This is a genomic window from Peribacillus sp. NPDC056705, assembly GCF_043656335.1.
In genome coordinates, this window is the sequence record NZ_JBHTYI010000007.1 from 32,577 (window position 1) to 57,738 (window position 25,162).

General features: G+C 41.7%; 28 protein-coding genes. 22 read left to right on the plus strand and 6 right to left on the minus strand.

Going from position 1 to position 25,162, the window contains the following annotated elements:
- Positions 1 to 71 precede the first annotated feature (71 nt).
- Positions 72 to 794, plus strand: a complete 723-nt coding sequence (gene sigK, locus ACFRAK_RS11335; protein ID WP_048682796.1) for an RNA polymerase sporulation sigma factor SigK — start codon at positions 72 to 74, stop codon at positions 792 to 794.
- Positions 795 to 986: 192 nt separating this feature from the next.
- Here sigK and ACFRAK_RS11340 read toward each other — a convergent pair whose 3' ends face one another.
- Complete coding sequence (locus tag ACFRAK_RS11340) at positions 987 to 1,289, minus strand: hypothetical protein (protein WP_394571754.1); 303 nt, start codon at positions 1,287 to 1,289, stop codon at positions 987 to 989.
- A gap of 162 nt (positions 1,290 to 1,451) precedes the next feature.
- On the opposite strand from ACFRAK_RS11340, the gene ACFRAK_RS11345 reads away from it, so the two are divergent.
- The gene (locus ACFRAK_RS11345; RefSeq protein WP_394571794.1) at positions 1,452 to 3,242 is read left to right on the plus strand and encodes a M3 family oligoendopeptidase; all 1,791 of its coding nucleotides are present in this window, start codon (positions 1,452 to 1,454) and stop codon (positions 3,240 to 3,242) included.
- A 68-nt stretch (positions 3,243 to 3,310) separates the two neighbouring features.
- On the opposite strand, the gene pssA is transcribed toward ACFRAK_RS11345, so the two are convergent.
- A complete protein-coding gene (gene pssA, locus ACFRAK_RS11350; RefSeq protein WP_192205680.1) occupies positions 3,311 to 3,850 on the minus strand; it encodes a CDP-diacylglycerol--serine O-phosphatidyltransferase in 540 nt (179 codons plus the stop codon).
- 135 nt (positions 3,851 to 3,985) lie between these two features.
- Between pssA and ACFRAK_RS11355 the strand changes: the two genes are divergently transcribed.
- Entirely contained in the window at positions 3,986 to 4,771 is a 786-nt protein-coding gene (locus ACFRAK_RS11355) for a phosphatidylserine decarboxylase (protein WP_387598103.1), read from the plus strand.
- Between the two features lie 52 nt (positions 4,772 to 4,823).
- Here the strand turns inward: ACFRAK_RS11355 and ACFRAK_RS11360 are convergent, their stop codons facing one another.
- Positions 4,824 to 4,964, minus strand: a complete 141-nt coding sequence (locus ACFRAK_RS11360) for a sporulation histidine kinase inhibitor Sda (protein WP_034311351.1) — start codon at positions 4,962 to 4,964, stop codon at positions 4,824 to 4,826.
- A gap of 465 nt (positions 4,965 to 5,429) precedes the next feature.
- Between ACFRAK_RS11360 and ACFRAK_RS11365 the strand changes: the two genes are divergently transcribed.
- The 8 genes from ACFRAK_RS11365 to ACFRAK_RS11400 are packed head-to-tail and all read left to right on the plus strand — an operon-like array spanning position 5,430 to position 10,443.
- On the plus strand, positions 5,430 to 5,951 hold the full coding sequence (locus tag ACFRAK_RS11365) for a YqeG family HAD IIIA-type phosphatase (RefSeq protein ID WP_076365171.1): 522 nt from the start codon (positions 5,430 to 5,432) through the stop codon (positions 5,949 to 5,951).
- Positions 5,948 to 7,057, plus strand: coding sequence for a ribosome biogenesis GTPase YqeH (gene yqeH / locus ACFRAK_RS11370; protein ID WP_387598099.1), 1,110 nt, complete (start codon positions 5,948 to 5,950; stop codon positions 7,055 to 7,057). Before ACFRAK_RS11365 ends, yqeH begins: the two co-directional genes overlap by 4 nt.
- Before the next feature lie 20 nt (positions 7,058 to 7,077).
- Positions 7,078 to 7,920, plus strand: coding sequence for a shikimate dehydrogenase (gene aroE / locus ACFRAK_RS11375; protein WP_192205673.1), 843 nt, complete (start codon positions 7,078 to 7,080; stop codon positions 7,918 to 7,920).
- Positions 7,914 to 8,204: a ribosome assembly RNA-binding protein YhbY gene (yhbY, locus tag ACFRAK_RS11380; RefSeq protein WP_076365174.1), complete on the plus strand. Its 291-nt coding sequence runs from the start codon at positions 7,914 to 7,916 to the stop codon at positions 8,202 to 8,204. The genes aroE and yhbY overlap by 7 nt, the downstream gene beginning before the upstream one ends.
- A gap of 11 nt (positions 8,205 to 8,215) precedes the next feature.
- The gene (locus ACFRAK_RS11385; protein ID WP_192205662.1) at positions 8,216 to 8,785 is read left to right on the plus strand and encodes a nicotinate-nucleotide adenylyltransferase; all 570 of its coding nucleotides are present in this window, start codon (positions 8,216 to 8,218) and stop codon (positions 8,783 to 8,785) included.
- The gene (gene yqeK, locus ACFRAK_RS11390) at positions 8,775 to 9,347 is read left to right on the plus strand and encodes a bis(5'-nucleosyl)-tetraphosphatase (symmetrical) YqeK (RefSeq protein WP_387598095.1); all 573 of its coding nucleotides are present in this window, start codon (positions 8,775 to 8,777) and stop codon (positions 9,345 to 9,347) included. The genes ACFRAK_RS11385 and yqeK overlap by 11 nt, the downstream gene beginning before the upstream one ends.
- Entirely contained in the window at positions 9,347 to 9,703 is a 357-nt protein-coding gene (gene rsfS, locus ACFRAK_RS11395; protein ID WP_034308569.1) for a ribosome silencing factor, read from the plus strand. Before yqeK ends, rsfS begins: the two co-directional genes overlap by 1 nt.
- Complete coding sequence (locus ACFRAK_RS11400) at positions 9,700 to 10,443, plus strand: class I SAM-dependent DNA methyltransferase (RefSeq protein WP_387598092.1); 744 nt, start codon at positions 9,700 to 9,702, stop codon at positions 10,441 to 10,443. The genes rsfS and ACFRAK_RS11400 overlap by 4 nt, the downstream gene beginning before the upstream one ends.
- Positions 10,444 to 10,548: 105 nt before the next feature.
- Here ACFRAK_RS11400 and comER read toward each other — a convergent pair whose 3' ends face one another.
- A complete protein-coding gene (gene comER / locus ACFRAK_RS11405; RefSeq protein ID WP_387598089.1) occupies positions 10,549 to 11,379 on the minus strand; it encodes a late competence protein ComER in 831 nt (276 codons plus the stop codon).
- A gap of 110 nt (positions 11,380 to 11,489) precedes the next feature.
- On the opposite strand from comER, the gene ACFRAK_RS11410 reads away from it, so the two are divergent.
- From ACFRAK_RS11410 to ACFRAK_RS11420, 3 genes are all read left to right on the plus strand, one after another.
- Positions 11,490 to 12,125 carry a helix-hairpin-helix domain-containing protein gene (locus tag ACFRAK_RS11410; RefSeq protein ID WP_394571755.1) on the plus strand — a complete coding sequence of 212 codons (636 nt, stop codon included), beginning with the start codon at positions 11,490 to 11,492 and terminating at the stop codon, positions 12,123 to 12,125.
- Positions 12,126 to 12,209: 84 nt separating this feature from the next.
- Positions 12,210 to 12,770 (plus strand): ComE operon protein 2, encoded by a 561-nt coding sequence (locus ACFRAK_RS11415; protein ID WP_387598083.1) that lies wholly within the window; start codon positions 12,210 to 12,212, stop codon positions 12,768 to 12,770.
- An 18-nt stretch (positions 12,771 to 12,788) separates the two neighbouring features.
- On the plus strand, positions 12,789 to 15,095 hold the full coding sequence (locus ACFRAK_RS11420; RefSeq protein WP_394571756.1) for a DNA internalization-related competence protein ComEC/Rec2: 2,307 nt from the start codon (positions 12,789 to 12,791) through the stop codon (positions 15,093 to 15,095).
- A 76-nt stretch (positions 15,096 to 15,171) separates the two neighbouring features.
- Here ACFRAK_RS11420 and ACFRAK_RS11425 read toward each other — a convergent pair whose 3' ends face one another.
- Entirely contained in the window at positions 15,172 to 15,306 is a 135-nt protein-coding gene (locus ACFRAK_RS11425; RefSeq protein WP_034308559.1) for a YqzM family protein, read from the minus strand.
- A 342-nt stretch (positions 15,307 to 15,648) separates the two neighbouring features.
- Between ACFRAK_RS11425 and holA the strand changes: the two genes are divergently transcribed.
- Positions 15,649 to 16,662 carry a DNA polymerase III subunit delta gene (gene holA / locus ACFRAK_RS11430; RefSeq protein WP_394571757.1) on the plus strand — a complete coding sequence of 338 codons (1,014 nt, stop codon included), beginning with the start codon at positions 15,649 to 15,651 and terminating at the stop codon, positions 16,660 to 16,662.
- Positions 16,663 to 16,750: 88 nt separating this feature from the next.
- Here the strand turns inward: holA and rpsT are convergent, their stop codons facing one another.
- Entirely contained in the window at positions 16,751 to 17,017 is a 267-nt protein-coding gene (gene rpsT, locus ACFRAK_RS11435; RefSeq protein ID WP_034308554.1) for a 30S ribosomal protein S20, read from the minus strand.
- A gap of 274 nt (positions 17,018 to 17,291) precedes the next feature.
- Between rpsT and gpr the strand changes: the two genes are divergently transcribed.
- The 7 genes from gpr to grpE all read left to right on the plus strand — a co-directional run bounded on the left by gpr (position 17,292) and on the right by grpE (position 25,142).
- Positions 17,292 to 18,410 (plus strand): GPR endopeptidase, encoded by a 1,119-nt coding sequence (gene gpr, locus ACFRAK_RS11440; protein ID WP_342614176.1) that lies wholly within the window; start codon positions 17,292 to 17,294, stop codon positions 18,408 to 18,410.
- An 86-nt stretch (positions 18,411 to 18,496) separates the two neighbouring features.
- The gene (gene spoIIP / locus ACFRAK_RS11445) at positions 18,497 to 19,696 is read left to right on the plus strand and encodes a stage II sporulation protein P (RefSeq protein WP_260284742.1); all 1,200 of its coding nucleotides are present in this window, start codon (positions 18,497 to 18,499) and stop codon (positions 19,694 to 19,696) included.
- A 21-nt stretch (positions 19,697 to 19,717) separates the two neighbouring features.
- Positions 19,718 to 20,041, plus strand: coding sequence for a YqxA family protein (locus ACFRAK_RS11450; RefSeq protein ID WP_098369759.1), 324 nt, complete (start codon positions 19,718 to 19,720; stop codon positions 20,039 to 20,041).
- A 175-nt stretch (positions 20,042 to 20,216) separates the two neighbouring features.
- Positions 20,217 to 22,052, plus strand: a complete 1,836-nt coding sequence (gene lepA, locus ACFRAK_RS11455; protein ID WP_387598074.1) for a translation elongation factor 4 — start codon at positions 20,217 to 20,219, stop codon at positions 22,050 to 22,052.
- A gap of 89 nt (positions 22,053 to 22,141) precedes the next feature.
- Positions 22,142 to 23,293 (plus strand): radical SAM family heme chaperone HemW, encoded by a 1,152-nt coding sequence (hemW, locus tag ACFRAK_RS11460; protein ID WP_394571758.1) that lies wholly within the window; start codon positions 22,142 to 22,144, stop codon positions 23,291 to 23,293.
- A 124-nt stretch (positions 23,294 to 23,417) separates the two neighbouring features.
- Positions 23,418 to 24,446 carry a heat-inducible transcriptional repressor HrcA gene (gene hrcA / locus ACFRAK_RS11465; RefSeq protein WP_387598068.1) on the plus strand — a complete coding sequence of 343 codons (1,029 nt, stop codon included), beginning with the start codon at positions 23,418 to 23,420 and terminating at the stop codon, positions 24,444 to 24,446.
- A 99-nt stretch (positions 24,447 to 24,545) separates the two neighbouring features.
- Positions 24,546 to 25,142 carry a nucleotide exchange factor GrpE gene (gene grpE, locus ACFRAK_RS11470; RefSeq protein WP_260284738.1) on the plus strand — a complete coding sequence of 199 codons (597 nt, stop codon included), beginning with the start codon at positions 24,546 to 24,548 and terminating at the stop codon, positions 25,140 to 25,142.
- Positions 25,143 to 25,162 lie beyond the last annotated feature (20 nt).

Below are 25,162 nucleotides of genomic sequence, written 5' to 3' on the forward strand. Positions count from 1 at the left end.
GGGACAGACACGAACAAGCCCACTGCTGCATAGGTATGAATAGGGAGCCAAAGAAACGGGGGATGAAACCAATGCCCGGAATACTTACAGTTGTCGGTTATATTATCAAAGAATTTTACTTATTCGTTTCCTATGTGAAAAACAACGCTTTTCCCCAGCCCTTGTCATCTCAGGATGAAAAGAGATATCTGAAGCTAATGAGCGAGGGAGACGGTGATGCCCGTAACATCCTGATCGAACATAATCTCAGACTTGTTGCCCATATCGTCAAGAAATTCGAAAATACGGGCGAAGATACTGAAGATTTGATTTCGATTGGGACAATTGGTTTGATAAAGGCCATTGAGAGTTATTCGGATGGGAAGGGTACGAAGCTGGCCACATATGCGGCGCGATGCATTGAGAATGAGATCTTGATGCATTTACGGGCGACAAAGAAAACGAAGAAAGATATTTCCCTGCATGATCCGATCGGTCAAGATAAAGAAGGGAATGAAATCAGTTTAATCGATGTACTGAAATCGGAATCGGAAGATGTCATCGATACGATTCAGCTCAATATGGAAATTGAAAAAGTGAAAAAGTATATTGATATTTTGGATGAACGCGAAAAGGAAGTCATTGTAGGCAGGTTCGGACTGGATTTGAAAAAGGAAAAAACCCAGAGGGAAATCGCCAAAGAGCTTGGCATTTCCCGCAGTTATGTATCGAGGATTGAAAAACGTGCCTTAATGAAAATGTTCCACGAATTTTACAGAGCAGAAAAAGAGAAGGAAAAGAAAGCCAAAGGATAGGAATTGTAAAAGGCAAAGAGAGTGCGGGAAAATATCCCCGCACTCATTTTTTAATATTTATTTCTGATCATATCTGCAAAAGCGTGATAAATCTCGATTCCCTGAAAAAGGAACATGCGTGAAGCGGTTAAAGATAAGACCCCTATCATAATAAAGCGAAACCACATATGAATCACTCCTCCATTTTAATTTTTATAAAATGTCAGAGCGTAAGGCTACGTAATTCGCCTGGAAAAAAACCGGACCGAGATACCGCCGGCGAAGATTTGAGTGAAAATAAAGAAAACTTAAAATCGAAAATTCGAAAAAGATAATAATGGTAAGAGACTGCCAGGAACTCAAGGAAGGCACGAAAGGCTGTTTCTTGTCGGCCTTATCCCAATGGTGCGCATCGGTATGTTCCTCAATGTTTAGCTGCTGTGCATGATGATGGAACTGTATAGGCAGTGTCCAAAGGAGCAGGATGATGGCAGACATGTGAATAAAGAATTTCATATGAATCAACCACCCCTTTCCCAAGAATATATTCATCATAACATGCTTTTAATCCGGGATATAGAAAAATGTTCCGGAAAAATACTGAAAATTCCTTTTAATTAGAAAAATGTTGGCTTTACCTCTATAATGGGATTAGTGATAAAAAGGGGGCAAAGCATGATGGGATATTCTTTGACGTGGGATTTGGATATCTTTTTTAAAGGAGGAAGCTCTTCTAAGGAGTTCCTGATTTTTTTAGATGAAATCAACGACGAGGTAAAAGAATTAGACCGAATTGTAAGCAATATCAATCCAGAAGGAAATGATGAGAGCCGTTTAATCCAGGCATTTGATCTTTTTAAAAATACCAATATGAAATCCACGCAGGCAAGTGCATTCATCGGCTGCCTTGAAGCTCAAAATGCACAGGATAAAAAGGCTGGTCAGCTGCGGATCAAACAAATGAAGATAGTCGCTTCACTAAAAATGGTGTTAAGTAAGCTGGATGAAAAGTTGATACAGCTTGATGATGCTTTCTTTAAAAAAATTCTCGAAAAAGAACCATTGAATGAATTGAAATTCGTATTGAATGAACGGCGGGAAAAGGCAAAGGAAAAGCTTTCCGTGAAGGAAGAATCATTAATCACTCAATTGGCCATGGACGGTTTCGAAGGTTGGAGCCAAATGTACGATACGATCGTCGGTTCAATGACCATCCCTTATAAAGGTGAAAAGCTTTCTGTAGGCCAAGCGGCGAATAAATTTTCCGATCCTGATGAAAGGAACCGGAAAGAATTATTTACTGCGTGGGAACAGGCTTGGGAGGGGAAAAGTGACCTTTTTGCCCGGACTTTGAACCACTTGGCCGGATTTCGTCTCAGTGTGAATGAAAAACGGGGCTGGGATGATATTTTGAAAGAGCCTCTTGAAATAGGGAGGATGAAAAAAGAAACCCTCGAGAGCATGTGGAATGTAATCGCCGATCATAAGGAGCCGCTTGTGAGGTTTTTAGAAAGGAAAGCGGAGTTACTGGATTTGGATAAATTAAGTTGGGCGGATTTGGATGCACCGCTCGCTGTTACAGCAGAGACCAAAGTAATGGATTATCAAGAAGGTGCAGACTTCATCATACAGCAATTCTCTAAGTTCGGCTCTCAATTAGCAAACTTCACCCAAAAAGCTTTTAAAGACAGCTGGATTGAAGCGGAGGACAGACCAGGTAAGAGACCAGGCGGTTTTTGCACCGGCTTTCCATTAAATAAGCAGTCAAGAATCTTCATGACGTATTCGGGCACCCCATCCAATGTATCGACATTGGCCCATGAATTGGGACATGCATTCCATTCATATGCGATGAGGGAGATCCATCCATTGAATCGGTCATATGCCATGAACGTTGCTGAAACCGCTTCTACTTTTGCTGAAATGGTCGTTGCGGATGCAGCTGTGAAGGAAGCTGCCAGTGAGGAAGAAAAGCTGGTGCTTTTAGAAGATAAAATTCAGCGATCCGTGGCATTATTGATGAATATCCATGCCCGCTACTTATTCGAAACAAGGTTTTATGATGAGAGAAAACAAGGGTATGTCAGTGCCGAACGGTTGAATGAACTGATGGTCGATGCACAAAAAGAAGCTTATGGCGATGCTTTAAGTGATTATAATCCAACATTCTGGGCTTCAAAGCTCCATTTTTATATTACAGGTGTACCATTTTATAATTTTCCGTACACATTCGGATACTTATTCTCATTAGGCATATACGCGAATGCCCTGAAAGAACCAGCAGGATTCGAAGAAAAATATATCGCTCTATTGAAGGATACCGGTTCCATGAAGGTCGAGGATTTGGCTGAGAAACATTTAGGCGTCGATTTGAAGACCCGGGATTTTTGGGAAGAAGCAGTCAATGCCTGTATGGAGGATGTAGAAGAATTCTTGCGCTTGACCGACCCACTGGTCCGAAAAGCTTGAAATGGGTTTTCGGAGGGAATATGAATGAAAAAAGCGGATGTCCGGTATAGGGCATCCGCCTTTCTTATTTAAACTTTTTTCAGTTTAAATGGACTGACCATAAGTAATGATAATATAATCATGAGGGATAAAAAAAAGACCGGATGGAAATACGGGATGGCTAGATAACTTAAAGTAGCGATGCAGCCCGCAACTGTAATTGGCACTCCTGTAAAATATCCATTGCTTTCACTTATATTGAAGCGGGCGAGACGAAATGCGCCACAGCCAATATAGAAAACCGTGAACAGTGTGCCAGGTGCTCCGAATTCTATTAATATTCCTTGGTATAATAATAGAGCTGGTGCGACTCCAAAGGATATGATGTCACACATCGAGTCAAGTTGCTTACCCAATTCCGATTCAATGTTGAATTTCCGAGCAACCATACCGTCAAAGCGATCTGCAAGGGCAGCCAGGAAAATTAATAACAGGCTTAAATTCAATTGGCCGTGCATTACGGCAATTATCGCAAATCCACCAAGGGATAAATTAATTAAAGTAAGTATATTTGCTGTTTGTGCTTTCAATTTTTTAATGGATTGATCTAGGGCGTGTAATAAAAACATCTTTTCACTCCTTTCAAATGAAACAAATTAAAACAAAATATAGTAAACACAAGTATTTATTATATAATAATATTTTATTTAACACAATTTATGCAAGAGATTTTAGAATAATTTTACAATTTGGAGTGGGTTTATTTGTTTCAGTCTTTGTATCGCATTCTTATTGAACTGACGAATGGTCAGTATTCATCTGGTTTATTAAAGCATTTTAGCCAATCTCGTTGGAGCAGGCCCTTAATTTTACTATATGTAAAAACATTTAATCTTAATCAACAGGAATTTGGTAAGGAGGTAAAAGCTTATACGAACCTGCACGAGCTATTTACCAGGCAGTTAAAGGCGGATGCCAGGCCAATTACGGCAATTCCTTCTGCGGTAGCTTGTCCTGTGGACGGTGTTCTTGAGGATTCAGGGGAGATACACGCTGATAAAAATATCGTCGTTAAGGGAAAGGTATATTCAATGGAGGAAATGCTCGGGGATGAGCTTTTTTTGGAAAAGTACTTAGGGGGCAAATATCTCGTGCTATACTTAAGCCCGAGTCATTACCATAGGATCCATGCACCAATAAAGGGTTCCGTGGTCAAACGCTGGACCCTTGGAAGGAAATCGTATCCCGTTAATAAATGGGGGATGAAATATGGAAAAGAGCCTTTATCAAAAAATTACCGGACAATAACTGAACTTCAAAATGAAGCGGGAAGTCTGGCAATGGTGAAAGTCGGGGCCATGTTCATAAATTCGATCGTCATTACTGATGAATCGGATGAATTGGAAAAAGGACAGGAATTTTCTTATTTCAGCTTTGGGTCCACAGTGGTGCTTCTTTTTGAAAAAGGGAGTTTTGAACTTGAAGGAAACATATCAATTCCCGCAGATGTCCGTGTTGGTGAAACAATCGGATTCATGAGGGCCGTCTAACTTCAAATGAAAATAAGAGGCTGACATTTGATGTCAGCCTATGTATTTCATATTAAAATATTGATCGGATTTTATGTGTCAGGGATCTTCGATGAATTTCCGTTTCTATGAGGCGGATGAAATCGGTACTCAACTTTAAATTCTGTGCTTTAAAATAGGATTCAAGCAACAGGTCATCAGATAGTTTTTGCATCAGAACGCCATTTGCGGCTGCTCACCTCCAGTAGGAATTGCGGGGAATAATTTGGTGCTTACTTGCATATATTGATAAGTCTTCCTTGATGTACCCCTACTGTATCAGAAATAAACGTGGAGAACAATCGTTCTGTTATCCACAGTTGAAAGTGGATAACTTGTGGTTAAGTTGTTTACAAGGTAGGCGAAATGGTGCACATCAGTATGGAAAATGTTAGTAAAGTTATCCACAGGTTGAATAAATGAAATTTTTGTCGAAATCTTTTATGAATAATTAGTTCTTTTGTTCTGGTCAGACTGCAAATTTCCCATTATTTAATGAAAAATGCCTTTCCATATCAGAAAACATACATTATGATGTTTCTTTACCGACAGCCCTTCTTTCCTAATTTTTTTTGAAAGTGTGCTGAAAATTCGATATGATGGAGACGGTAAATTTTAACGAAAATATAGAGGTGTCAATATGCTTAAATTATTTTTGCCGAGTGAACATGTTAAAAGCATTTTTAATATAGATCCTCAAGAATTGAAAAAAAGAGGGATTAAGGGAGTCATTACCGATTTGGATAATACTCTCGTTGAATGGGACAGGCCAACTGCCACCCCCGATTTAATCAAATGGTTCGACAATATGCGGGATCATGGGATTTTAGTGACGATTGTGTCCAATAATAATGAAAATCGGGTTCGGGCTTTTTCCGATCCGCTTCACATTCCGTTTATCTTCCAGGCCAGAAAACCGATGGCAAGAGCTTTCCATAAGGCCCGTAAGGCAATGGGGTTGAAATTGGAAGAAACGGTGGTAATCGGCGATCAGTTATTGACGGATGTATTGGGAGGGAACAGAGGCGGGTTTCATACGATCTTAGTGCTCCCAGTGGCACAAACCGACGAATTCAGAACAAGGATCAATCGTTATTTTGAAAGAAAGATCATGGCGTTTTTTAAACGAAAAGGAATGATAGAATGGGAGGATCACAATTGAACAATCATCAAGAATTAGTGTGCATCGGCTGCGGTGTGAAGGTCCAGACTGAAGATCCGAAGGAATTGGGCTTTGCCCCTAAATCAGCTCTGGAAAAGGAGACCATCGTTTGTCAGCGCTGCTTTAAATTGAAACATTATAACGAAGTTCAGGATGTTTCCTTAACAGACGATGACTTCCTGAAAATCTTGAATAAAGTAGGCGAAACCGACTCTTTAATCGTCAAAATCGTCGATATTTTTGATTTCAATGGAAGCTGGCTGCCTGGCCTGCATCGATTTGTAGGAAGAAATGATGTTCTTCTGATCGGAAATAAGGTTGATTTATTGCCTAAATCCGTAAAACCGAACAAATTGATCAATTGGATGAAGCAATCGTCCAAGGAATTGGGTCTTAACCCGGTGGATGTCCTGCTTGTCAGTGCGGAAAAGGGAAAGCACATACTTGAAGCGGCTGATGCGATTGAGCGGTATCGGAGAGGTAAAGATGTCTATGTAGTGGGTTGTACGAATGTAGGGAAATCGACTTTCATCAACCGTCTTATAAAAGAAGTGAGCGGGGAAGGTGATATCATCACGACTTCCCACTTCCCTGGGACTACCTTGGATATGATCGAAATTCCTTTGGATGATGGACAGGCATTGATCGATACACCGGGAATCATTAATCATCATCAAATGGCTCACTATGTGGACAAACGGGACTTCAAGGTGATTATGCCGAAAAAGGAAATCAAGCCGAGAGTGTACCAACTGAATGAAGCGCAGACGCTATTTTTCGGAGGGTTGGCCCGGTTGGACTATGTCTCAGGCGGAAGGCGTTCATTGACTTGCTACCTTTCGAATGAATTGAATATTCACCGTACAAAACTCGAAAAAGCCGATGAATTGTATAAGAACCATGCCGGGGAATTACTGACGCCCCCACGGCCTGAACAAATCGAGGAGTTTCCGAAGCTGATTCCACATGAGTTCTCCTTGAAAGATGGTAAAATGGATATTGTGTTTTCTGGTCTTGGCTGGGTGACGGTCAATGAGCCGGGAGCGAAAATCGTTGCACATGTTCCAAAGGGCGTCAATGTGATCGTTCGCAAATCATTAATCTAAATATAGGGGTCGTCAAGTCTATGAAAAAGATATATGGGGTAATGGGAGATCCAATTGCACATTCGATGTCACCGGACATTCATAATGATGCATTTGAAAAAGAAAATATAGAAGCGGTTTATCATCATTTTCATGTGACGAAAGAAGGTTTGAACGATGCCGTGAAAGGCATGAAAGCCCTTGGTATAGAAGGGTTTAACATCACGATTCCTCATAAGACTTCAATCATTCCATTCCTTGATGAAGTGGATGAACTGGCCCTTGCAATCGGGGCTGTAAATACGGTTGTTAACAAAAATGGTCGGTTTATAGGGTATAATACAGACGGAAAAGGATTTTTCAAATCTTTATGCGATGAAATATCAAGTGACATCAAGGCTAAAAAAACGTTAGTGATCGGAGCGGGCGGTGCTGCGCGTGCGATTTATTTTACCCTTGTAAAAGAAGGGGTAAAGCAAGTTGATATTGCAAACCGGACAAAGGAAAGAGCGGCCCAGCTTGTTTCTGATTGCCCATATGATAAAGTATCGAAGGCACTCTCGATTATCGAAGCGGAAGAAAGCTTATCACAATATGATTTAATCATCCAAACGACTTCTTCTGGAATGAGCCCGGAATTGGATCATTCACCGTTAAAGGTCGACCAGCTTAAAACCGGTGCAATTGTCAGTGATATCATCTATAACCCCTTGCAAACCAAACTGCTTCGTGAAGCGGGGGAAAAAGGGGCGGAAACGCAAAATGGTTTGGGGATGTTCATCAACCAGGCTGCGCTCGCATTTGAGATATGGACAGGCATTATGCCGGATACAGCAAGAATGACAGATATTGTCTTGAACAAACTAGGAGGTAACACATGTTAACAGGAAAACAGAAAAGATTTTTACGATCAAAGGCCCATCACCTCAATCCAATTTTTCAAGTTGGTAAAGGCGGAGTCAATGATAATCTCATCAAGCAAATTGGTGAGGCGCTAGAAGTACGTGAATTAATCAAGGTCAGCATCCTTCAAAACTGTGAAGAGGACCGCGATGATGTGGGACTTTCTTTATCAAAAGGTGCACGGGCGGAATTGGTTCAGATTATCGGCAACACAATTGTGCTGTATAAAGAATCAAAAGAAAACAAACAACTTAAATTACCTTAAGGAACCTATCTATGAAAAAAATTGGAATTCTTGGCGGTACATTCAATCCTCCGCATATCGGGCATTTAATTATAGCGAATGAAGTGCTGGATGCCCTTGAGCTAGATGAAATCAGGTTCATGCCGAATCACGTTCCTCCGCATAAGGAAAAATCGGAGGAAGTAACCGATATGGACAGGCTGGCCATGTTGGAAAACGCGCTAGCCGGAAACCCATCTTTTTATATTGAGGGTATTGAAATTGAAAGAAAAGGCACATCTTATACGTATGACACAATAAAATTGCTGAAAGAACTAGAGCCAACCAATGAGTTCTATTTCATAATTGGCGCAGATATGATTGAGTACTTACCAAATTGGCACCGTATCGACGAGCTGGTGCATATGGTCAATTTCGTCGGTGTGAAGCGCCCTGGATATAACGAAAAGACCTTATACCCAATCACGATGGTGAAAGTCCCCCAGATGTTCATTTCATCTTCCATGATACGAAGGAAGTTAAGAACGGGGAAAACCGTGAAATATTTAATAGCAGATCCAGTGGTGAAGTATATTAAAGGGAATGGTTTATATGAATCGTGAGAAAGCATTGGCGCTGGTCAAAGAACAAATCACCGAGCGAAGGTACATTCATACATTGGGTGTGGTCGAGTCAGCGATTGAACTTGCTGAACGGTATGGTGCCGACGTCAAAAAAGCCGAACTGGCAGCCATTTTCCATGATTATGCAAAATTTCGTCCAAAAGAGGAAATGGAGCAAATAATAATCGCTGAAAAAATGGACCAGGCTCTACTTGAATACAATATGGAGCTGTGGCACGCTCCTGTCGGGGCTTATCTGGTGAAAAAGGAAGCTGGCATTCAGGACGCTGAAATCTTGGATGCGATTGCCTATCACACGTCTGGCAGGGTTGGCATGAGCCTATTGGATAAAGTCGTATACCTTGCTGACTATATTGAGCCGGGACGTTCTTTTCCCGGTGTCGATGAAGTCAGGCAGACGGCAAAGCAAAATTTGGATCATGCTGTCATTCAGGCTTTAAGGAATACAGTTGTTTTTTTAATGAAAAGGAATCAGGCAATTTACCCTGACACATTTAAGACATATAATGATTTGATCATAAATTTGAAGGAGAAGATGTAATGACTGAACGTGAACTTCTTGTAATTGCAGCAAAAGCGGCGGACGATAAAAGAGCGGAGGATATCGTGGCATTGAACATGCAAGGTATTTCCCTAGTAGCGGATTACTTTTTGATCTGCCACGGTAATTCTGAAAAACAAGTACAAGCAATAGCTCGTGAAATGAAGAGCAAAGCTGATGAATCAGGAATCAATGTAAAACGTCTTGAAGGTTTTGACGAGGCGAAATGGGTGCTTGTTGATCTTGGCGATGTAGTGGCCCACATTTTCCATAAAGATGAAAGAAATTACTATAATCTCGAACGTTTATGGGGAGATGCACCTTTTGAAGATCTAGAGAGTGAACTGACTTCATGACGTACGAACGCTTTGCCTATGTATACGATGAACTGATGAAGGACGCACCTTATGAAAAATGGCTGATGATCCTTACGGCGAAGCTGGAACAGTACGGAATTGGCGGCAGGAAAGTCCTGGATTTAGCGTGTGGAACCGGGGAAATGACTGTTGAATTGGCGCAACACGGATTCGAAGTCACCGGTGTGGATTTATCTGATGAAATGCTTCTTGTTGCTAATGAAAAAGCGGTTAAGCTTGGATTATCGATTCCGCTTTTCCAGCAGAATATGGCAGAACTCGAAGGACTTGGCCAATTTGATTGTGTCACGATTTTTTGTGATTCGCTGAACTACCTTCGTAATGAGGAAGATATAGCCAAGACGTTCAGCCGGGTTCATGAGCATTTGAAGGATGGCGGATTATTTTTGTTTGATGTCCATTCCATTTATAAAATGGAAGAAATCTTTCGTGATAATACGTTTGCTGTCAATGGTGAAGAAGTATCCTATATATGGGACTGCTTCCCAGGTGAAGAACCTTACAGTGTGGAACATGATTTAAGTTTTTTCGTAAGGGATGATGAAAGCGGTCTGTATGACCGTTTTGATGAGTTGCATTATCAACGGACCTATCCGGTTGAACAATATAAAAAGTGGTTGGAGCAAGCAGGTTTTACGGTTTCTGAAATTCTGGCGGACCTTGAAGAAGCACCGCTTGTAGCGGAAACCGAAAGAATCTTATTTGTAGCCAGTAAATGATAAAGAGGTCAAGAGCCCCCGTTCGTACATCTTACTGTACGAGCGGAGGTCTGACCTCTTCTTTTTTATACTTTCAGAAGGAGTTAAAGATATTGATTGCGAATATTAATAAGGATGGCCGAACTGCTCTTCAACTTCGTGAAGATCCTCTGCAAACTTTTCATGTGTCGCTTGAAAAAGATGATGGAACATTTCCCCGGTTTCCGCTTCTAAAACCTTGATCCCCTCACCTGTTATTCCACCCTTTACACAAACCTTTTCCTGTAAGGTCGGCAATGTATAAACCCCTTTACCGAGCAGTTCCCCTAAGCCAACCAGCATATTCTCAGTCAAAGTCGTAGCCGTTTCCTTATCTATCTTCGTCGTTTGGCAAGCCGCGTCAATAAAAGCTTGTGCTAAATAGCTGAAAAAGGCAGGACCGCAGCTGACGATATCGGAAGCTACCCGGGTGATATCATTTTCAATGATGACCGGTGCCGATATGGCAGAGGCCAAATCAAATAAAGCTGACACTTTCTCCTTACTGCAGCTATTGCTGAAGCTCAGTAACGATACCCCTGAACCCACACGGTTGGTTATGCTCGGGATAAAACGGGCACAAGGGGCGTTCACGGCGGATTCAAGCTGGGAGACTGAAAGCGGGCTTGTGATGGAAATAACCAGCTGATCCCTTTTTATATGATGTTTGATGTCCTGTAATAGGCTGTTAATTTGCAATGGTTTTACACAGAGAAAGATAAAGTCAGCTTGTTGGACGATTTCGGCTGCGCTTTCCGCAACTTTGATACCAGGGTGTTTTTCTTTCAGTAGCAATGCTTTGGCAAGCGTGCGATTTGTAATGATTAGATCCGCCGGATTCAATATTTTTGCCTCCAGCCATGCCTCGATTAAAATGGTTCCCATATTTCCGGTTCCGATAACACCGATTTTCTTCAATTCCGATCAACTCCTCTCACTTAAAGCGATTGATTCTCCTAGAAACACTATGTATTTTTAATCTGTCCTATGACAATGTATCGTGCGAAATCCAACAAGGAGGTAAAGAAATGGAAGCGATCCTAAAACGGAAATGGATGTTGGTAACTGTTGCCGTGGCATTTGTGGCAGCGGGCATTTACTTTTTTTTGCAACAAGGGGAGGGTCCGGCTGATACAGAAGATATCTTTGCCATTACTGCAAAAGATGCTGAAATTAAACAGAGTGAAGAGGAAACTCCTGCCGAACCTGAGATCATTAAAGTGGACGTTAAAGGAGCGGTCAAATCCCCAGGCCTATTCACTGCACAGGCAGGTGACCGGGTGATCGATTTGATTTCGGCTGCGGGGAGTTTTACGGACAAGGCTGATAAAGATAAAGTGAATTTTGCTCAAATCGTCGAAGACCAAATGGTCATTTATGTTCCGGAAATAGGTGAAGAAGACGAGGGGAAGTTGGAGAATATGCAAGTCGGGCCGTCTGGTGATGCCGTCTCTGGGAGGACATCAGGAGGACTGGTGAACTTGAATACAGCTACACAGGAAGAATTGGAAACCCTGACGGGAATTGGACCATCAAAAGCGAATGCAATCCTGGAATACAGGGAAACGGTAGGGAAATTCAAGGAGGTCGATGACTTGAAGAAGGTAACGGGAATCGGCGATAAAACATTTGAAAGGTTACGGGATTCCATTTCGGTTAAATGAATGATTGAATATGCTACACAAATGGCCAGGAAGAGGGTAAAATTGAAGAAAATCATTCTAGTGGTAAGGGGATAGGGATAGAACATGAACAGAATTAGTTGGGATCAATATTTCATGGCGCAAAGCCATTTATTAGCTTTAAGAAGCACATGTACACGCCTCACTGTAGGGGCGACCATCGTCAGGGACAACCGAATCATTGCGGGGGGATATAATGGGTCCATTGCGGGAGGGACGCATTGTATTGATGACGGCTGTTATGTAATTGATAATCATTGTATCAGAACGATACATGCAGAAATGAATGCACTTTTACAATGTGCGAAATTTGGGGTGCCCACTGATGGGGCAGAAATATATGTAACGCATTTTCCATGTCTTCAGTGCTGTAAATCACTCATCCAAGCTGGCATAAAGGCTGTTTATTATGCGGAAGATTACAAAAATCATCCATATGCCCTGGAATTATTCAAACAGGCTGGTGTCAAGACCGAGAAAGTTGAAGCAAAAGGGGCCATCGATGTTAATGGAAAACAAAAAAAGGACTTTGTATTTTCATTGCTGGCTCAGCTTGAACGAACAGACCTGACAAAAGAAGATTTAATGGAGTTGGAAAAGCGGGCCAATCAAATATTTGAAAATTAAAAAGGACGGGGGGCAGGCATGGCTAGACATCTTATCTTACTAGCCGTTTCGGCTACATTTGGTGTTACGGCCCATTCTTTTTTAAATGTAAGGCTGCTGATCATTATCTTTATTTTTCTCTGTTTCCTTTATTTTTCGGTGGGGTTAAGCGTGAAGGCCCTAAGTTATCATTTGGTGATCATGGGGATACTTTTAGGGGCTGCCTCCTTCTCTGATCACCGAAACAAAACAGCCTATCATGGTACGGAAAGCCGATTTATCATCACATTTACCGACGAACCGAATATAGATGGAAATTCGTTAAAAGGATTCGTGCGCGGTGAGAAAGGTGAACGGCTAGTGCTTCGTTATAAAATCACAACCGAATTGGAACAGGAAAAGCTGAGTCGGTTTCTGCGCATCGGTTTATCATGTCCGGCTCGAGGGACATTGCAAATTCCCGACAAAAACAGGAATGAAAACAGTTTCGATTACCAACGTTATCTTTTTCGCCAAGGCATCCATTGGATATTCAAAGCAGATTCCATTTCCTTTGAAGAATGCAAAAAGGCTGAAAATTCGATTCCGGTTTCGATTCGTAATTTGCGCCTGAAGGGAATTACGTATATTATGGAACGATTTCCAGAAGAATCAAGCGGTTTTGTCACAGCTCTCATATTCGGCGACCAGACATATATAGATGAAGGCGACCTTACTAATTACCAGCGGTTAGGGCTAGTTCACTTACTTGCGATTTCCGGTCTCCATGTCAGTTTTTTAACAGGGATGTTATTTTACTTCGGCATCAGGGTTGGGATTACACGGGAAAGAATGATGGTGGCCATCTTAATCTTCCTTCCGGTTTACATGTTACTATCAGGTGCAAGTCCATCTGTGGTGAGGTCCTGTTTAATGGCTATGCTTTTCTTTCTGCTCCTGTTATTCAAGAAGCGACTCTCTGCGGGTGCCGCAATCGGATTGACTTATATGGCATTATTGTTTTTTCAGCCTAACATGATCTATGATATAGGTTTTCAGCTTTCATTCGCAGTCACTTTCTCCATTATCATGTCTTCAAGCATTTTCTTACAATATCCTAAGAAAACAACGCAGCTATTCATCATCAGTTCCATCTGCCAATTGGCGGCCCTTCCGATTTTGCTTTTCCACTTTTTTGAAGTATCCTTTCTTGGCGTGTTTCTAAACGTATTGTATGTTCCGCTTTATTCCATCATATTGCTGCCGCTTTCGCTGATTTCCCTCCTTATTCATTTATTGCTGCCTCCCTTGGGGCAACCCCTCATATCATTATTGAATTTCACATTCGTACTATGCAATAAAGCCGCGGATGCAGCATCGGATTTGCCGCTGGCTTCCATTCCGTTTGGAAAACCACCTTTCATCATGATGGTATTACTTGTTATTTCCCTTTTAGGGTTATACCTGACTTGGGATATATCTTTTGAAAAAAGTAAAATCTGGTGCGGAATAATGATTGTCCTTTTGTTTTTTCAATATAATTTACAAAGGTTCTCTCCTTTTGGTGAAGTGCAGATCATCGACGTTGGACAAGGTGACTCCAATTTAATTATCCTGCCGTTCAATCGCGGCAATTATTTGATCGATACGGGTGGGCAAATTACATTTCCAATCGACACGTGGGCAAAAAAGCGAAAGAAGTTCAACACCGCGGATGATATCATCATTCCATTATTGAAAAGTAAGGGAATCCACCAATTGGACAAACTCATTTTAACCCATCCGGATGCAGATCATATGGGAAGTGCAAAAGAATTGATTGAGAATTTTAAAGTTGGGGAGATCATCATTGGAGGCTGGAGTGAAGAGCAATATAGGGATATGGATTTTGTGTCTGTGGCTAGAGATAAAAAAATGAAAATGACTGTACTGAGAAGGGGGGATAATTGGTTTGCTGGAGGAGCGCCGTTTGCTGTTCTCGGTCCATATAAGAAAGAGGAAAATAAGAATGATTCATCCATAGTTCTATTCACGGAGCTTGGGGGATTGTCTTGGTTATTAACCGGTGATATGGGAGAAGAAGGTGAAAGGGAATTATTGAGCACATTTCCGCAGTTGCAGGCGGATATCTTGAAGGTTGGACACCATGGCAGTAAAACTTCTTCTTCCGCGGCATTCCTTGAACAGATACAGGCGAAAGCGGCACTTATTTCAGTTGGAAAGGATAATCGCTACGGTCACCCTCATGGAGACGTAATTGCGAATCTTGAGAAAAGTGGCATAAAGGTGTTCAGGACGGACGAGGATGGTTCTATTATTTACAAGTATTACAAAAGCAGTGGAACCTTTCGGAAGATACTCCCATAGTATGTAGAAAATCAAAAAGAAAGAGACTGCAGCGGCAGCCTCCATCAGGAAAAATAAGTGCATGTAGTTAAAGAAATCAGGATCCGACAGCTTTAATGACGACAGCTATGGTGAACATGGCAGCGAAAAATACAAAAGAACCGATGAATCCTATAGCGGAATCAGCGACGTCATCTGTTTTTGACTGAACATTCTTTTCGAATTCGTTCATTATTTACCCCTCCTATTTCTGCTAATAGTATAAAACATTACCAAAAAAAAATCTACAGGCTTCATTCCTCATTTCCTTTACTGACAAGAGTTGACACAAATAGTTTGGATTTTTGAGGTCAAAATATAAGTACAAACAAAGCAAGCGAAAGAGAAAAGCTCATTTTTTGTTCTACATGAATACTCTACCCGCTTTCAAGGAAGATTACCCGGGCCTTTCTTGTAAGTGTTCATATAGATCCGGAACTAGCCCTTTTTAAGGGTTAGTTCCCTTTATAGCTTGTCAAATGGTCCATCCACCTATACCATTAGGGAAGAATACATAGTAAAGAGGCGGATTCTATTGGTATTAGATGTTTGGAAAAGTATAAAAAAAGGGCAATTCGCTCCAGTATACTTGTTATATGGAACAGAAGCCTATCTAATTAATGAAACGAAGCAGCTGTTGATCGAGAATGTCCTTCACGAAGATGAGATGGATTTTAACTTTGCTCAATTTGATTTAGAAGAGACGCCTGTTGAAACTGCGCTTGAAGATGTCGAAACCCTCCCGTTTATCGGGGAAAGGCGCCTTGTTTTCATGCAAAACCCATTTTTTTTGACAGCTGAAAAAACGAAGTCAAGAGTTGAGCATAATGTAAAAAGACTGGAAGCGTATTTGGCTGACCCGGTCCCTTATTCTATTGTCGTATTGACAGCACCTTATGAGAAACTGGATGAACGGAAAAAAATCACCAAGGAACTTAAGCGTAAGGCGGTTCTCGTTGAAGCGAAGAAGCTTGGTGATCATGAATTAAAGGGGTGGGTGAAGGAGAGGGTCGAAACTTCTTCAGTCCAAATAGATGAGCAAGCTATAGAGCTTTTACTTGAACTTGCAGGAACGAATCTGATGATGCTGACGAATGAACTGGATAAAATGGTGCTTTATGCAGAAGATGATAAACATATAACGGTGGGGATAGTGGAAAAGCTGGTCGCTAAATCCCTTGAACAGAATATCTTCACGCTTGTTGATCATGTGTTACAGCGAAAGATGGAGAGTGCCATGACGATACTGCACGATCTTCTCAGGCAGAATGAAGAACCCATCAAGATCTTGAGTGTCATTGCAGGCCAGGTCAGGCTCATGTATCAAGTGAAGGAGCTTTCCCGTCAGGGTTATAGCCAGCAAAAAATTGCGGGTCAACTGAAGGTGCACCCTTACCGGGTAAAGCTGGCACTTGAAAAGACGGGGAAATTCCAGGAACGCGAGCTGTTGAGCATCATGAACGATTTAGCGGAAGCGGATTATAAAATGAAGACCGGCCAAGCGGATAAGGCAATCACCCTTGAGCTGCTGCTTTTAAAAATTAGATGATAAAAAAGGTGACAGATATCCTGTCACCTTTTTTATGCAAAAAACGGCACAAAAAAAACGATCCGATTGGATCGTTTATTTTTTGTCATTATGCGTTAAGAGCGTTAAGTCTTTTCGCTAAACGAGATTTTTTACGGGCTGCCGCATTTTTATGGATTAATCCTTTAGATGCAGCTTTGTCTAATTTCACAGCAGCTGTTAAAAGAGCTTCTTTAGCAGCTTCAACGTTTTCACCAGCTAATGCAACTTCAGCGTTTTTCACTGTAGTACGCATAGTTGATCTAACAGTAATGTTATGAACGCGTTTTTTGTCGTTAATTTTCACACGTTTAATAGCAGATTTAATGTTTGGCATTCCGTTCACCTCCTACAAAGAAATCGAGATTATATGAACTCGACTTTTCAAATCCATATCAAATAGCACAAGTGATATTCTATCAGACTGCTCATAAATATGCAATACTTCAGATTGAGAATCGAAAAGGAATTATAATTTCGGGAATAAATTCATCTCGTCATCACTCATTGTACCAAAAAAATGAATAATAAAAAAGCAAAAATGACAGAATGTTTAAGAGAGACTATTGAAAATACTAGATTCGATACAATTCAAACATCAGGAGGCCGTTATGGAAAATAATTTGGACCTTAGTGAATACGGAATTCGTACAGATTTGGCGATAGAAGCAAAGGAAATTGCCCTTGAACATAAAGGTGTTGTAGAGGAAGTTGATGTATCTCGTATCGAAGGGGTCATTATCAAGGAAAAAGAAGTGGATGATCTGAAGGTATCCTTGGTCGAGGTCACGGCTGAGGGGGAAAAGGAAATCGGTAAGAAACAGGGCAGTTATTTGACCATCGAAGTGCAGGGCATCCGCCAGCAGGATACGGAAACGCAGCAACGGGTGGAAAAGGTGTTCGCCAACGAACTGGCTTACTTCTTGAAACGGAATAAGATCACCAAAGAAAGCAGCTGTTTGGTTGTCGGTCTTGGTAATTGGAATGTTACTCCCGATGCTCTGGGACCAGCAGTCGTTGAGAACCTTGTAGTCACAAGGCATTTGTTCGAATTGCAGCCGGAGTCCGTCAAGGAAGGCTATCGGCCGGTCAGTGCGATTTCCCCTGGTGTGATGGGGATTACGGGAATCGAGACGAGTGACATCATTAAAGGAGTCATCGAAAAAAGTAAACCTGATTTCCTGATCGTCGTTGACGCATTGGCTGCCCGTTCGATCGAACGGGTGAATTCCACGATCCAAATTACGGATACAGGCATCCATCCAGGGTCTGGTGTTGGAAATAAACGAAAGGAATTGAGCCAGGATACACTGGGAGTTCCTGTTATAGCAATTGGAATACCTACCGTCGTGGATGCCGTATCAATTGCCAGCGATACGATAGATTATATTTTGAAGCACTTTGGCAAGGAACTGAATGAAGGGGACAGACCATCACGATCGTTGGCACCCGCTGGATTCAGTTTCGGGAAGCGCACGAAGTTGACGGAAGAGGATATGCCAGGTGAAAAGGAGCGCCAAACCTTCTTGGGAATGATAGGTGTCCTCCCTGATGAAGAGAAACGGAAATTGATTTATGAAGTGCTGTCACCTCTTGGTCAAAATTTAATGGTTACACCGAAAGAAGTCGATGTTTTCATTGAGGATATGGCCAATTTGATAGCCAATGGTTTAAATGCAGCCTTGCATCATTCAATAAATCAGGATAATGCCGGCTACTACACCCGTTAAATCATTTTCAGTGCCCAAAAATGGTGTTCTACCCTTTCTAGCAAAGTCATAGGTATTAATAGACAAGCTATAGAGAGGGTGGAAGGATGAAAAGAAGAAATTCCCCAGGAATCATAACAGCCGTTCACGGATCAACAATAATAAAAACTTTTCTAGGTATTCTCGCCTTGCTTCTTTTTGTTTTTTCAGTCAGTGGGGTCATGACTTCCCTAAGACCGGAGTATCGGATATCTTCTAATTCCGTACATACTGTAGCCAACCAATTCTCGGGAAAAATGCTGTTCTCGATGCTGGCCAATGAAAACCATTACCTTTTTAATGCCCTGCCGGAAGGTAAGCAGGAATCAGTGATCACGAATCAATTGATAAAAGTCTCGACAAACATTTCACTCGAGGACCCGCGAAGTTTACTTGGAAGGGAACTGCCTGGCTTTTCGATTTTTGATAATGAAATTCTCGTTGCTGGGGAAGGAACGAACTATACGAATATGCCATATGAATCTTCGCCGCCAGTAGACGTCCTGAATGAAGAAAGGGATGCATCCCTGCAAAACCTGGATGAGATTGAAGAACCGGAAAAAGGAGCGGCCAATCAGCCGAAACAAACGACCAATGGACGGAAAGTGGTCGAGATTTACCATAGTCATAATCGGGAGTCATATCTTCCATATTTAAAAGGCGTGACAAATCCGGACCTGGCCTACCATTCTAAAATCAATATTACGAAACTCGGTGAAAGGATGGTTGAAGATCTGGCTGATAAGGGGATCGGTTCCTCGCTCGATAAAACGGATATCATGGGAAATCTGAATAATAAAGGATTAAATTATGCCAAATCCTATCAAGAATCCCGAAAGTCTGTTCAGACGGCATTGGCCACTAACAAAAATCTAGAATATATGATTGATATCCACCGTGATTCGAAACGAAAAAAACATACGACCATTAACATTAACGGTAAAGATTATGCCAAGATTGCCTTCGTGATTGGGGGCAATAACCCGAACTTCGAAAAAAATGCCGCGCTTGCCAATAAGCTTCATAAAGCTTTGGAGAAAAAATACCCAGGTATTTCACGCGGGGTTATGAAACAAGGCGGAGCGGGGCAGAATGGAGTATACAATCAGGATTTATCAGGCAATTCCATGCTCATTGAAATTGGCGGTGTTGATAATACTTTCGAGGAAATGTACTTGACCGTAGATGCCTTTAGCGATGTTTTCAGTGAGTTTTACTGGGATGCCAAAGCAGTGGATAACCCGACCGGGGATTCGGAAGCGAAGTGATTTGAAAGGAGTTCTCTTATCATGGTTCGATTTTGGTTGAAATGTACAGGGATCGTGCTCGTATTATTTTTAGGTGTTCTGATTGGGATGCAGCAAGCAAACGACGGGATGAAAAAAATGAAGGGGTACGAAGATCCCTCTTTGAATAGTGCATTCATGATTAACCAATCGGACCAAGGGGAGATGGAAGCGGATATCCTTGGCGAAAAAGTAACAAGTCATGATTTGGAGACGAAAAAAGAAAAACTTGAAGAAATGAAAGCCTTCAACTTTTTTTCATCGATCGGCAAAACGCTGGGAGAGTCCATATCAGGTGCTTTTCAAGCCCTGATTGATATGATTTAGGTATGAAACAAGTTGAGTGTGCCCTGCCAAAAGCTGCATCCGAATTCGGAATGCAGCCTTTTTTTATCCATTGCCCTGCAATGATGCTTCTTTTGTAACTATTCTGTTGAATCTTGCATTTTCTATTGATATAATAAAAAATAGTGTATTGTGTCGACTAGTGGGAGTGAACGTCATGAATAGAGAAGAAAAATTAAAAAGACAATCAAAAATTCGTAACTTTTCCATCATCGCTCATATTGATCATGGTAAATCTACATTGGCGGATCGTATCATTGAAAAAACGAACGCCATGACTCAGCGTGAAATGAAGAGTCAGTTGTTGGATTCCATGGATTTAGAGCGTGAGCGCGGAATTACGATTAAATTGAATGCGATTCAATTGAAATATAACGCGAAAGATGGAGAAGAATATATCTTCCATCTTATTGATACACCGGGACATGTCGATTTTACGTATGAAGTGTCACGAAGCCTTGCAGCGTGTGAAGGCGCTGTCCTTGTTGTCGATGCGGCACAAGGTATTGAGGCCCAAACGCTTGCAAACGTGTATTTAGCTTTGGATAACAACCTTGAAATCATTCCGGTCATCAATAAAATTGATTTGCCGAGTGCAGATCCGGAACGGGTGCGTGGAGAAATCGAGGAAGTGATCGGATTGGATGCTTCCGATGCAGTCTTGGCTTCGGCTAAAGCCGGAATCGGAATCGAGGAGATTTTGGAACAGGTCGTTGAATTGGTTCCAGCTCCACAAGGTGATCCCGATGCTCCTTTCAAGGCGCTTATTTTCGATTCGCTGTTTGATGCGTACCGCGGTGTAGTTGCCTATATCCGTGTTGTCGAGGGTTCCGTTAAAGTGGGCGACAAAATCAAAATGATGTCCACTGGCAAAGAATTCGATGTTACCGAATTGGGTGTCTTCAACCCTAAGACCCAGCTGTTGGATGAACTGAACGTCGGTGATGTAGGTTTCCTTACGGCATCCATTAAAAACGTTGGTGATACAACTGTCGGTGATACGATTACAAGTGCCGTGAATGGCGCGACAGAACCATTGCCGGGTTACAGGAAGATGAATCCGATGGTATATTGCGGTTTATACCCGATTGACGCATCGAAATTCAATGATTTACGGGATGCATTGGAAAAATTGGAATTGAACGATTCAGCGCTTCAGTTCGAAGCGGAATCATCGCAAGCATTGGGCTTCGGTTTCCGTTGCGGATTCCTTGGACTCCTTCATATGGAAATTATCCAGGAACGGATTGAGCGTGAATTCAAAATCGATCTGATCACCACTGCACCTAGTGTTATTTATGATGTGGTCCAAACAGACGGAACGGTCCTGAAAGTGGATAACCCATCTAATATGCCTGATGCTCAAAAGATCGAACGGGTCGAGGAGCCATATGTCAAAGCAACGATGATGGCACCGACGGAGTTTGTTGGGACGATCATGGAAATCTGTCAAAATAAACGCGGTAACTTCATTGATATGGAATATATCGATGAGACTCGTGTGAGCATTCATTACGAAATTCCATTATCGGAAATCGTGTATGATTTCTTCGATCAATTGAAATCCAATACAAGAGGCTATGCTTCATTCGATTATGAGTTGATCGGCTACAAACCGTCCAAGCTAGTGAAGATGGATATCTTATTGAATTCTGAAACTGTCGATGCTTTAAGTTTCATTGTTCATAAGGACTTTGCTTATGAACGCGGGAAGGTCATTGTTGAAAAATTGAAGAAGCTAATTCCAAGACAACAATTTGAAGTGCCGATCCAAGCGGCAATCGGGCAAAAAATCATTGCCCGTTCTTCGATTAGTGCAATGCGCAAAAACGTATTGGCTAAATGTTACGGCGGCGATATTTCCCGTAAACGTAAGTTGCTCGAAAAACAGAAAGAAGGTAAAAAGCGGATGAAACAAGTAGGTTCAGTTGAAGTTCCGCAAGAAGCTTTCATGGCTGTTTTGAAAATGGATGATACGACACCAAAAAAATAAATAAAATAAACGATAGTTAGAAAAAAGAGGGTAGAGGAGATCTAGCCTCTTTTTCTATCGACTCATTCGATTAAAAGGTTGTGAACACAATGATCAAAAGCGCCTACCTCCATATACCATTTTGTGAACATATTTGTCATTATTGTGATTTCAATAAAGTATTTTTGCAGGGACAGCCGGTCGACGAATATTTACAGATGATGAAAAGGGAAATGGTGATGCAGCTTTCCAAATACCCGACTGCAGGCTTGGAGACGGTTTTCGTCGGTGGAGGGACACCGACCTCTCTAGATGAAAAGCAGCTTGCATTCTTATGTGAAGCAATCAATGACACCCTGCCCTTTGATCCTGAAAAGGCTGAATATACATTCGAAGCCAATCCAGGGGATCTTTCGAGGGAAAAACTCGAGATACTATATGATTCGGGGGTCAATAGGCTTAGCTTTGGAGTGCAAAGCTTCAATGATGAATTATTAAAACGAATTGGCCGGACCCACCGGGCCTCTGAAGTATATGAAACGATTCATTTGGCCCAAGAGGTTGGCTTTACGAATATAAGCATCGACTTGATTTATGGATTGCCGGGCCAAACGATGGAAGATTTCAAGGATACGCTGGATAAAGCGATTGCCCTTCAATTGCCGCACTATTCCAGCTACTCATTGATCGTTGAGCCGAAGACGGTTTTTTATAACCAGATGCGAAGGGGCAAATTAAACCTGCCGCCGCAGGAGCTCGAGGCTTCGATGTATGAGAGGCTGATGGAAGAGATGGAGAAGCATGGTCTGCATCAATATGAAATCAGTAATTTTGCCCGAGCTGGGTTTGAAAGCAGGCACAACCTGACATATTGGAATAATGCGGAGTATTATGGGATTGGTGCAGGTGCACATGGCTATACTGGAGGTAATAGGGTGGCCAATCATGGGCCTGTGAAGAAATATATCACGCCATTGCAGGCGAACGAGCTGCCTGTGCTGGAAGAACACCCGGTACCGCTTCATGAACGGATGGAAGAGGAGATGTTTTTGGGGCTCAGGAAAACGGAAGGAGTTTCATTGGAAATCTTTAAGAATAAATTTTTTGTTGAAATGACGGAGATTTTCAGGAAACCGCTCGAAGAAGGGTCGGTAAAGGGTCTGCTTAAGGTGGAAGACGGGTTTGTGCGCTTGACTGAGCACGGCAAACTGCTGGGAAATGAAGTGTTCCAATCATTTTTAGGCGTTATTGATTCCGACTGAAGGAAATCTATGTAATTTTAACGGTGAATTAGCGGTTTTCATTGTTGACATCATAAGCTTCATTTGATAATTTATTAGTATATTAGCACTCGATAAGACAGAGTGCTAACAGAGGTGATCTTACATGCTAACTGATCGTCAATTATTGATTCTACAAGTGATAATCGAGGATTTCATCCATTCTGCCCAGCCAGTCGGGTCGCGAAGCTTGTCGAAGAAAGATGAAATTACGTTCAGCTCTGCCACAATTCGCAACGAAATGTCTGATCTTGAAGAAATGGGATTTTTAGAAAAAACCCATACTTCTTCCGGTAGGATTCCTTCTGAAAAAGGGTATAGATATTATGTGGATCATTTACTTTCTCCTCAAGCTCCGAAAAAGAATGAAGTGAAGATATTAAAATCCGTCTTTGTAGAACGAATTTATGAATTGGAAAAGATCGTTCAGAAGTCGGCGAAAATACTTTCGGAACTGACGAATTATACGGCGATTGTACTCGGGCCAAAAGTGAATGAGCATAAGCTGAAAAAAATCCAGATCATTCCTTTAAGTCCTGAAACGGCAATAGCCATCATTATTACGGATACAGGTCATGTGGAAAATCGAATGATTTCCTTACCGCCTTCTTTAGATATAAACGAAATTGAAAAGATGGTGAACATATTGAATTCCCGCTTGGTCGATGTTCCGTTAGTTGATTTAAAGGATAAGATCTATAAGGAAGTTGCAGTTCTATTGAGCCGCCACATTCATAACTATGGATCGATGGTCTCGATCCTTGCGGAGACCCTGACGGACACAAAGCCCGAAAAAATATTTTTCGGCGGGAAAACGAATATGCTGAGGCAGCCGGAGTTCCATGATATTGCTAAAGTAAGCACGCTTTTATCGATGATTGAGCAGGAACAGGGATTTTATGAACTTATTACTCAAAATCCATCGGGCATCCACGTCAAGATCGGCCGTGAAAATCAAAACACAGTGCTCGATGACTGCAGTTTGATTACGGCAACCTACTCAATCGGGCAGGAGCAAGTTGGCACATTGGCCATATTGGGTCCAACGAGAATGGAATACTCGAGAGTGATCAGTTTGCTTTCGTTTTTCTCGAAAGATTTAACGGCCTTGATGACAAAACTGTATCAAAAATAGTAGCAAAGGTAATATTGTTAAGGTGGCGGAGGAGTATATTCCGCGGCCTGGCATATTACTTTAGCATAAATTGTATAACCCTTTTAGGGAGGTGAGATTGTGACAGAAAATAAAAACGAAGAACAAACATTGGAAAATGAAACAATCGAGGAAAGCACTGCAGAAGCAGTTTTCGCTGAAGAAGAAATTCCGGCGGAAGAAAACCATGAGGAAACTCCGGTTGAAAAAGATGAACTTCAATTGGCTCATGAAAAGATTGCCGAACTTGAGGCGAAAATCGAAGAAATGGATAACCGTTACCTTCGTCTGCAGGCCGATTTTGATAATTCAAGACGCCGTGCCAAGCTTGATATGGAGGCGGCCCAAAAATATAGAGTTCAAAGTATTGCTAGTGATTTGGTGGAGGCTCTTGATAATTTTGAAAGAGCTACAAAAATCGAAGCGGATAATGAACAGACAAAATCCTTGCTATCCGGCATGGAAATGGTCTATAAAGCGATCATTGATGCATTGAATAAAGAAGGCATCGAACCGATCAGTTCAGTTGGCGAAGAGTTCGATCCGCGTTTGCATCAAGCGGTCATGCAAGTTCAAGATGAAAATTTCGGTTCGAACATCGTCGTCGAGGAATTCCAAAAAGGATACATCCTTAAAGACCGTGTGATTCGACCTGCAATGGTAAAAGTGAACGAATAGGATTTTTACATATAAATAAT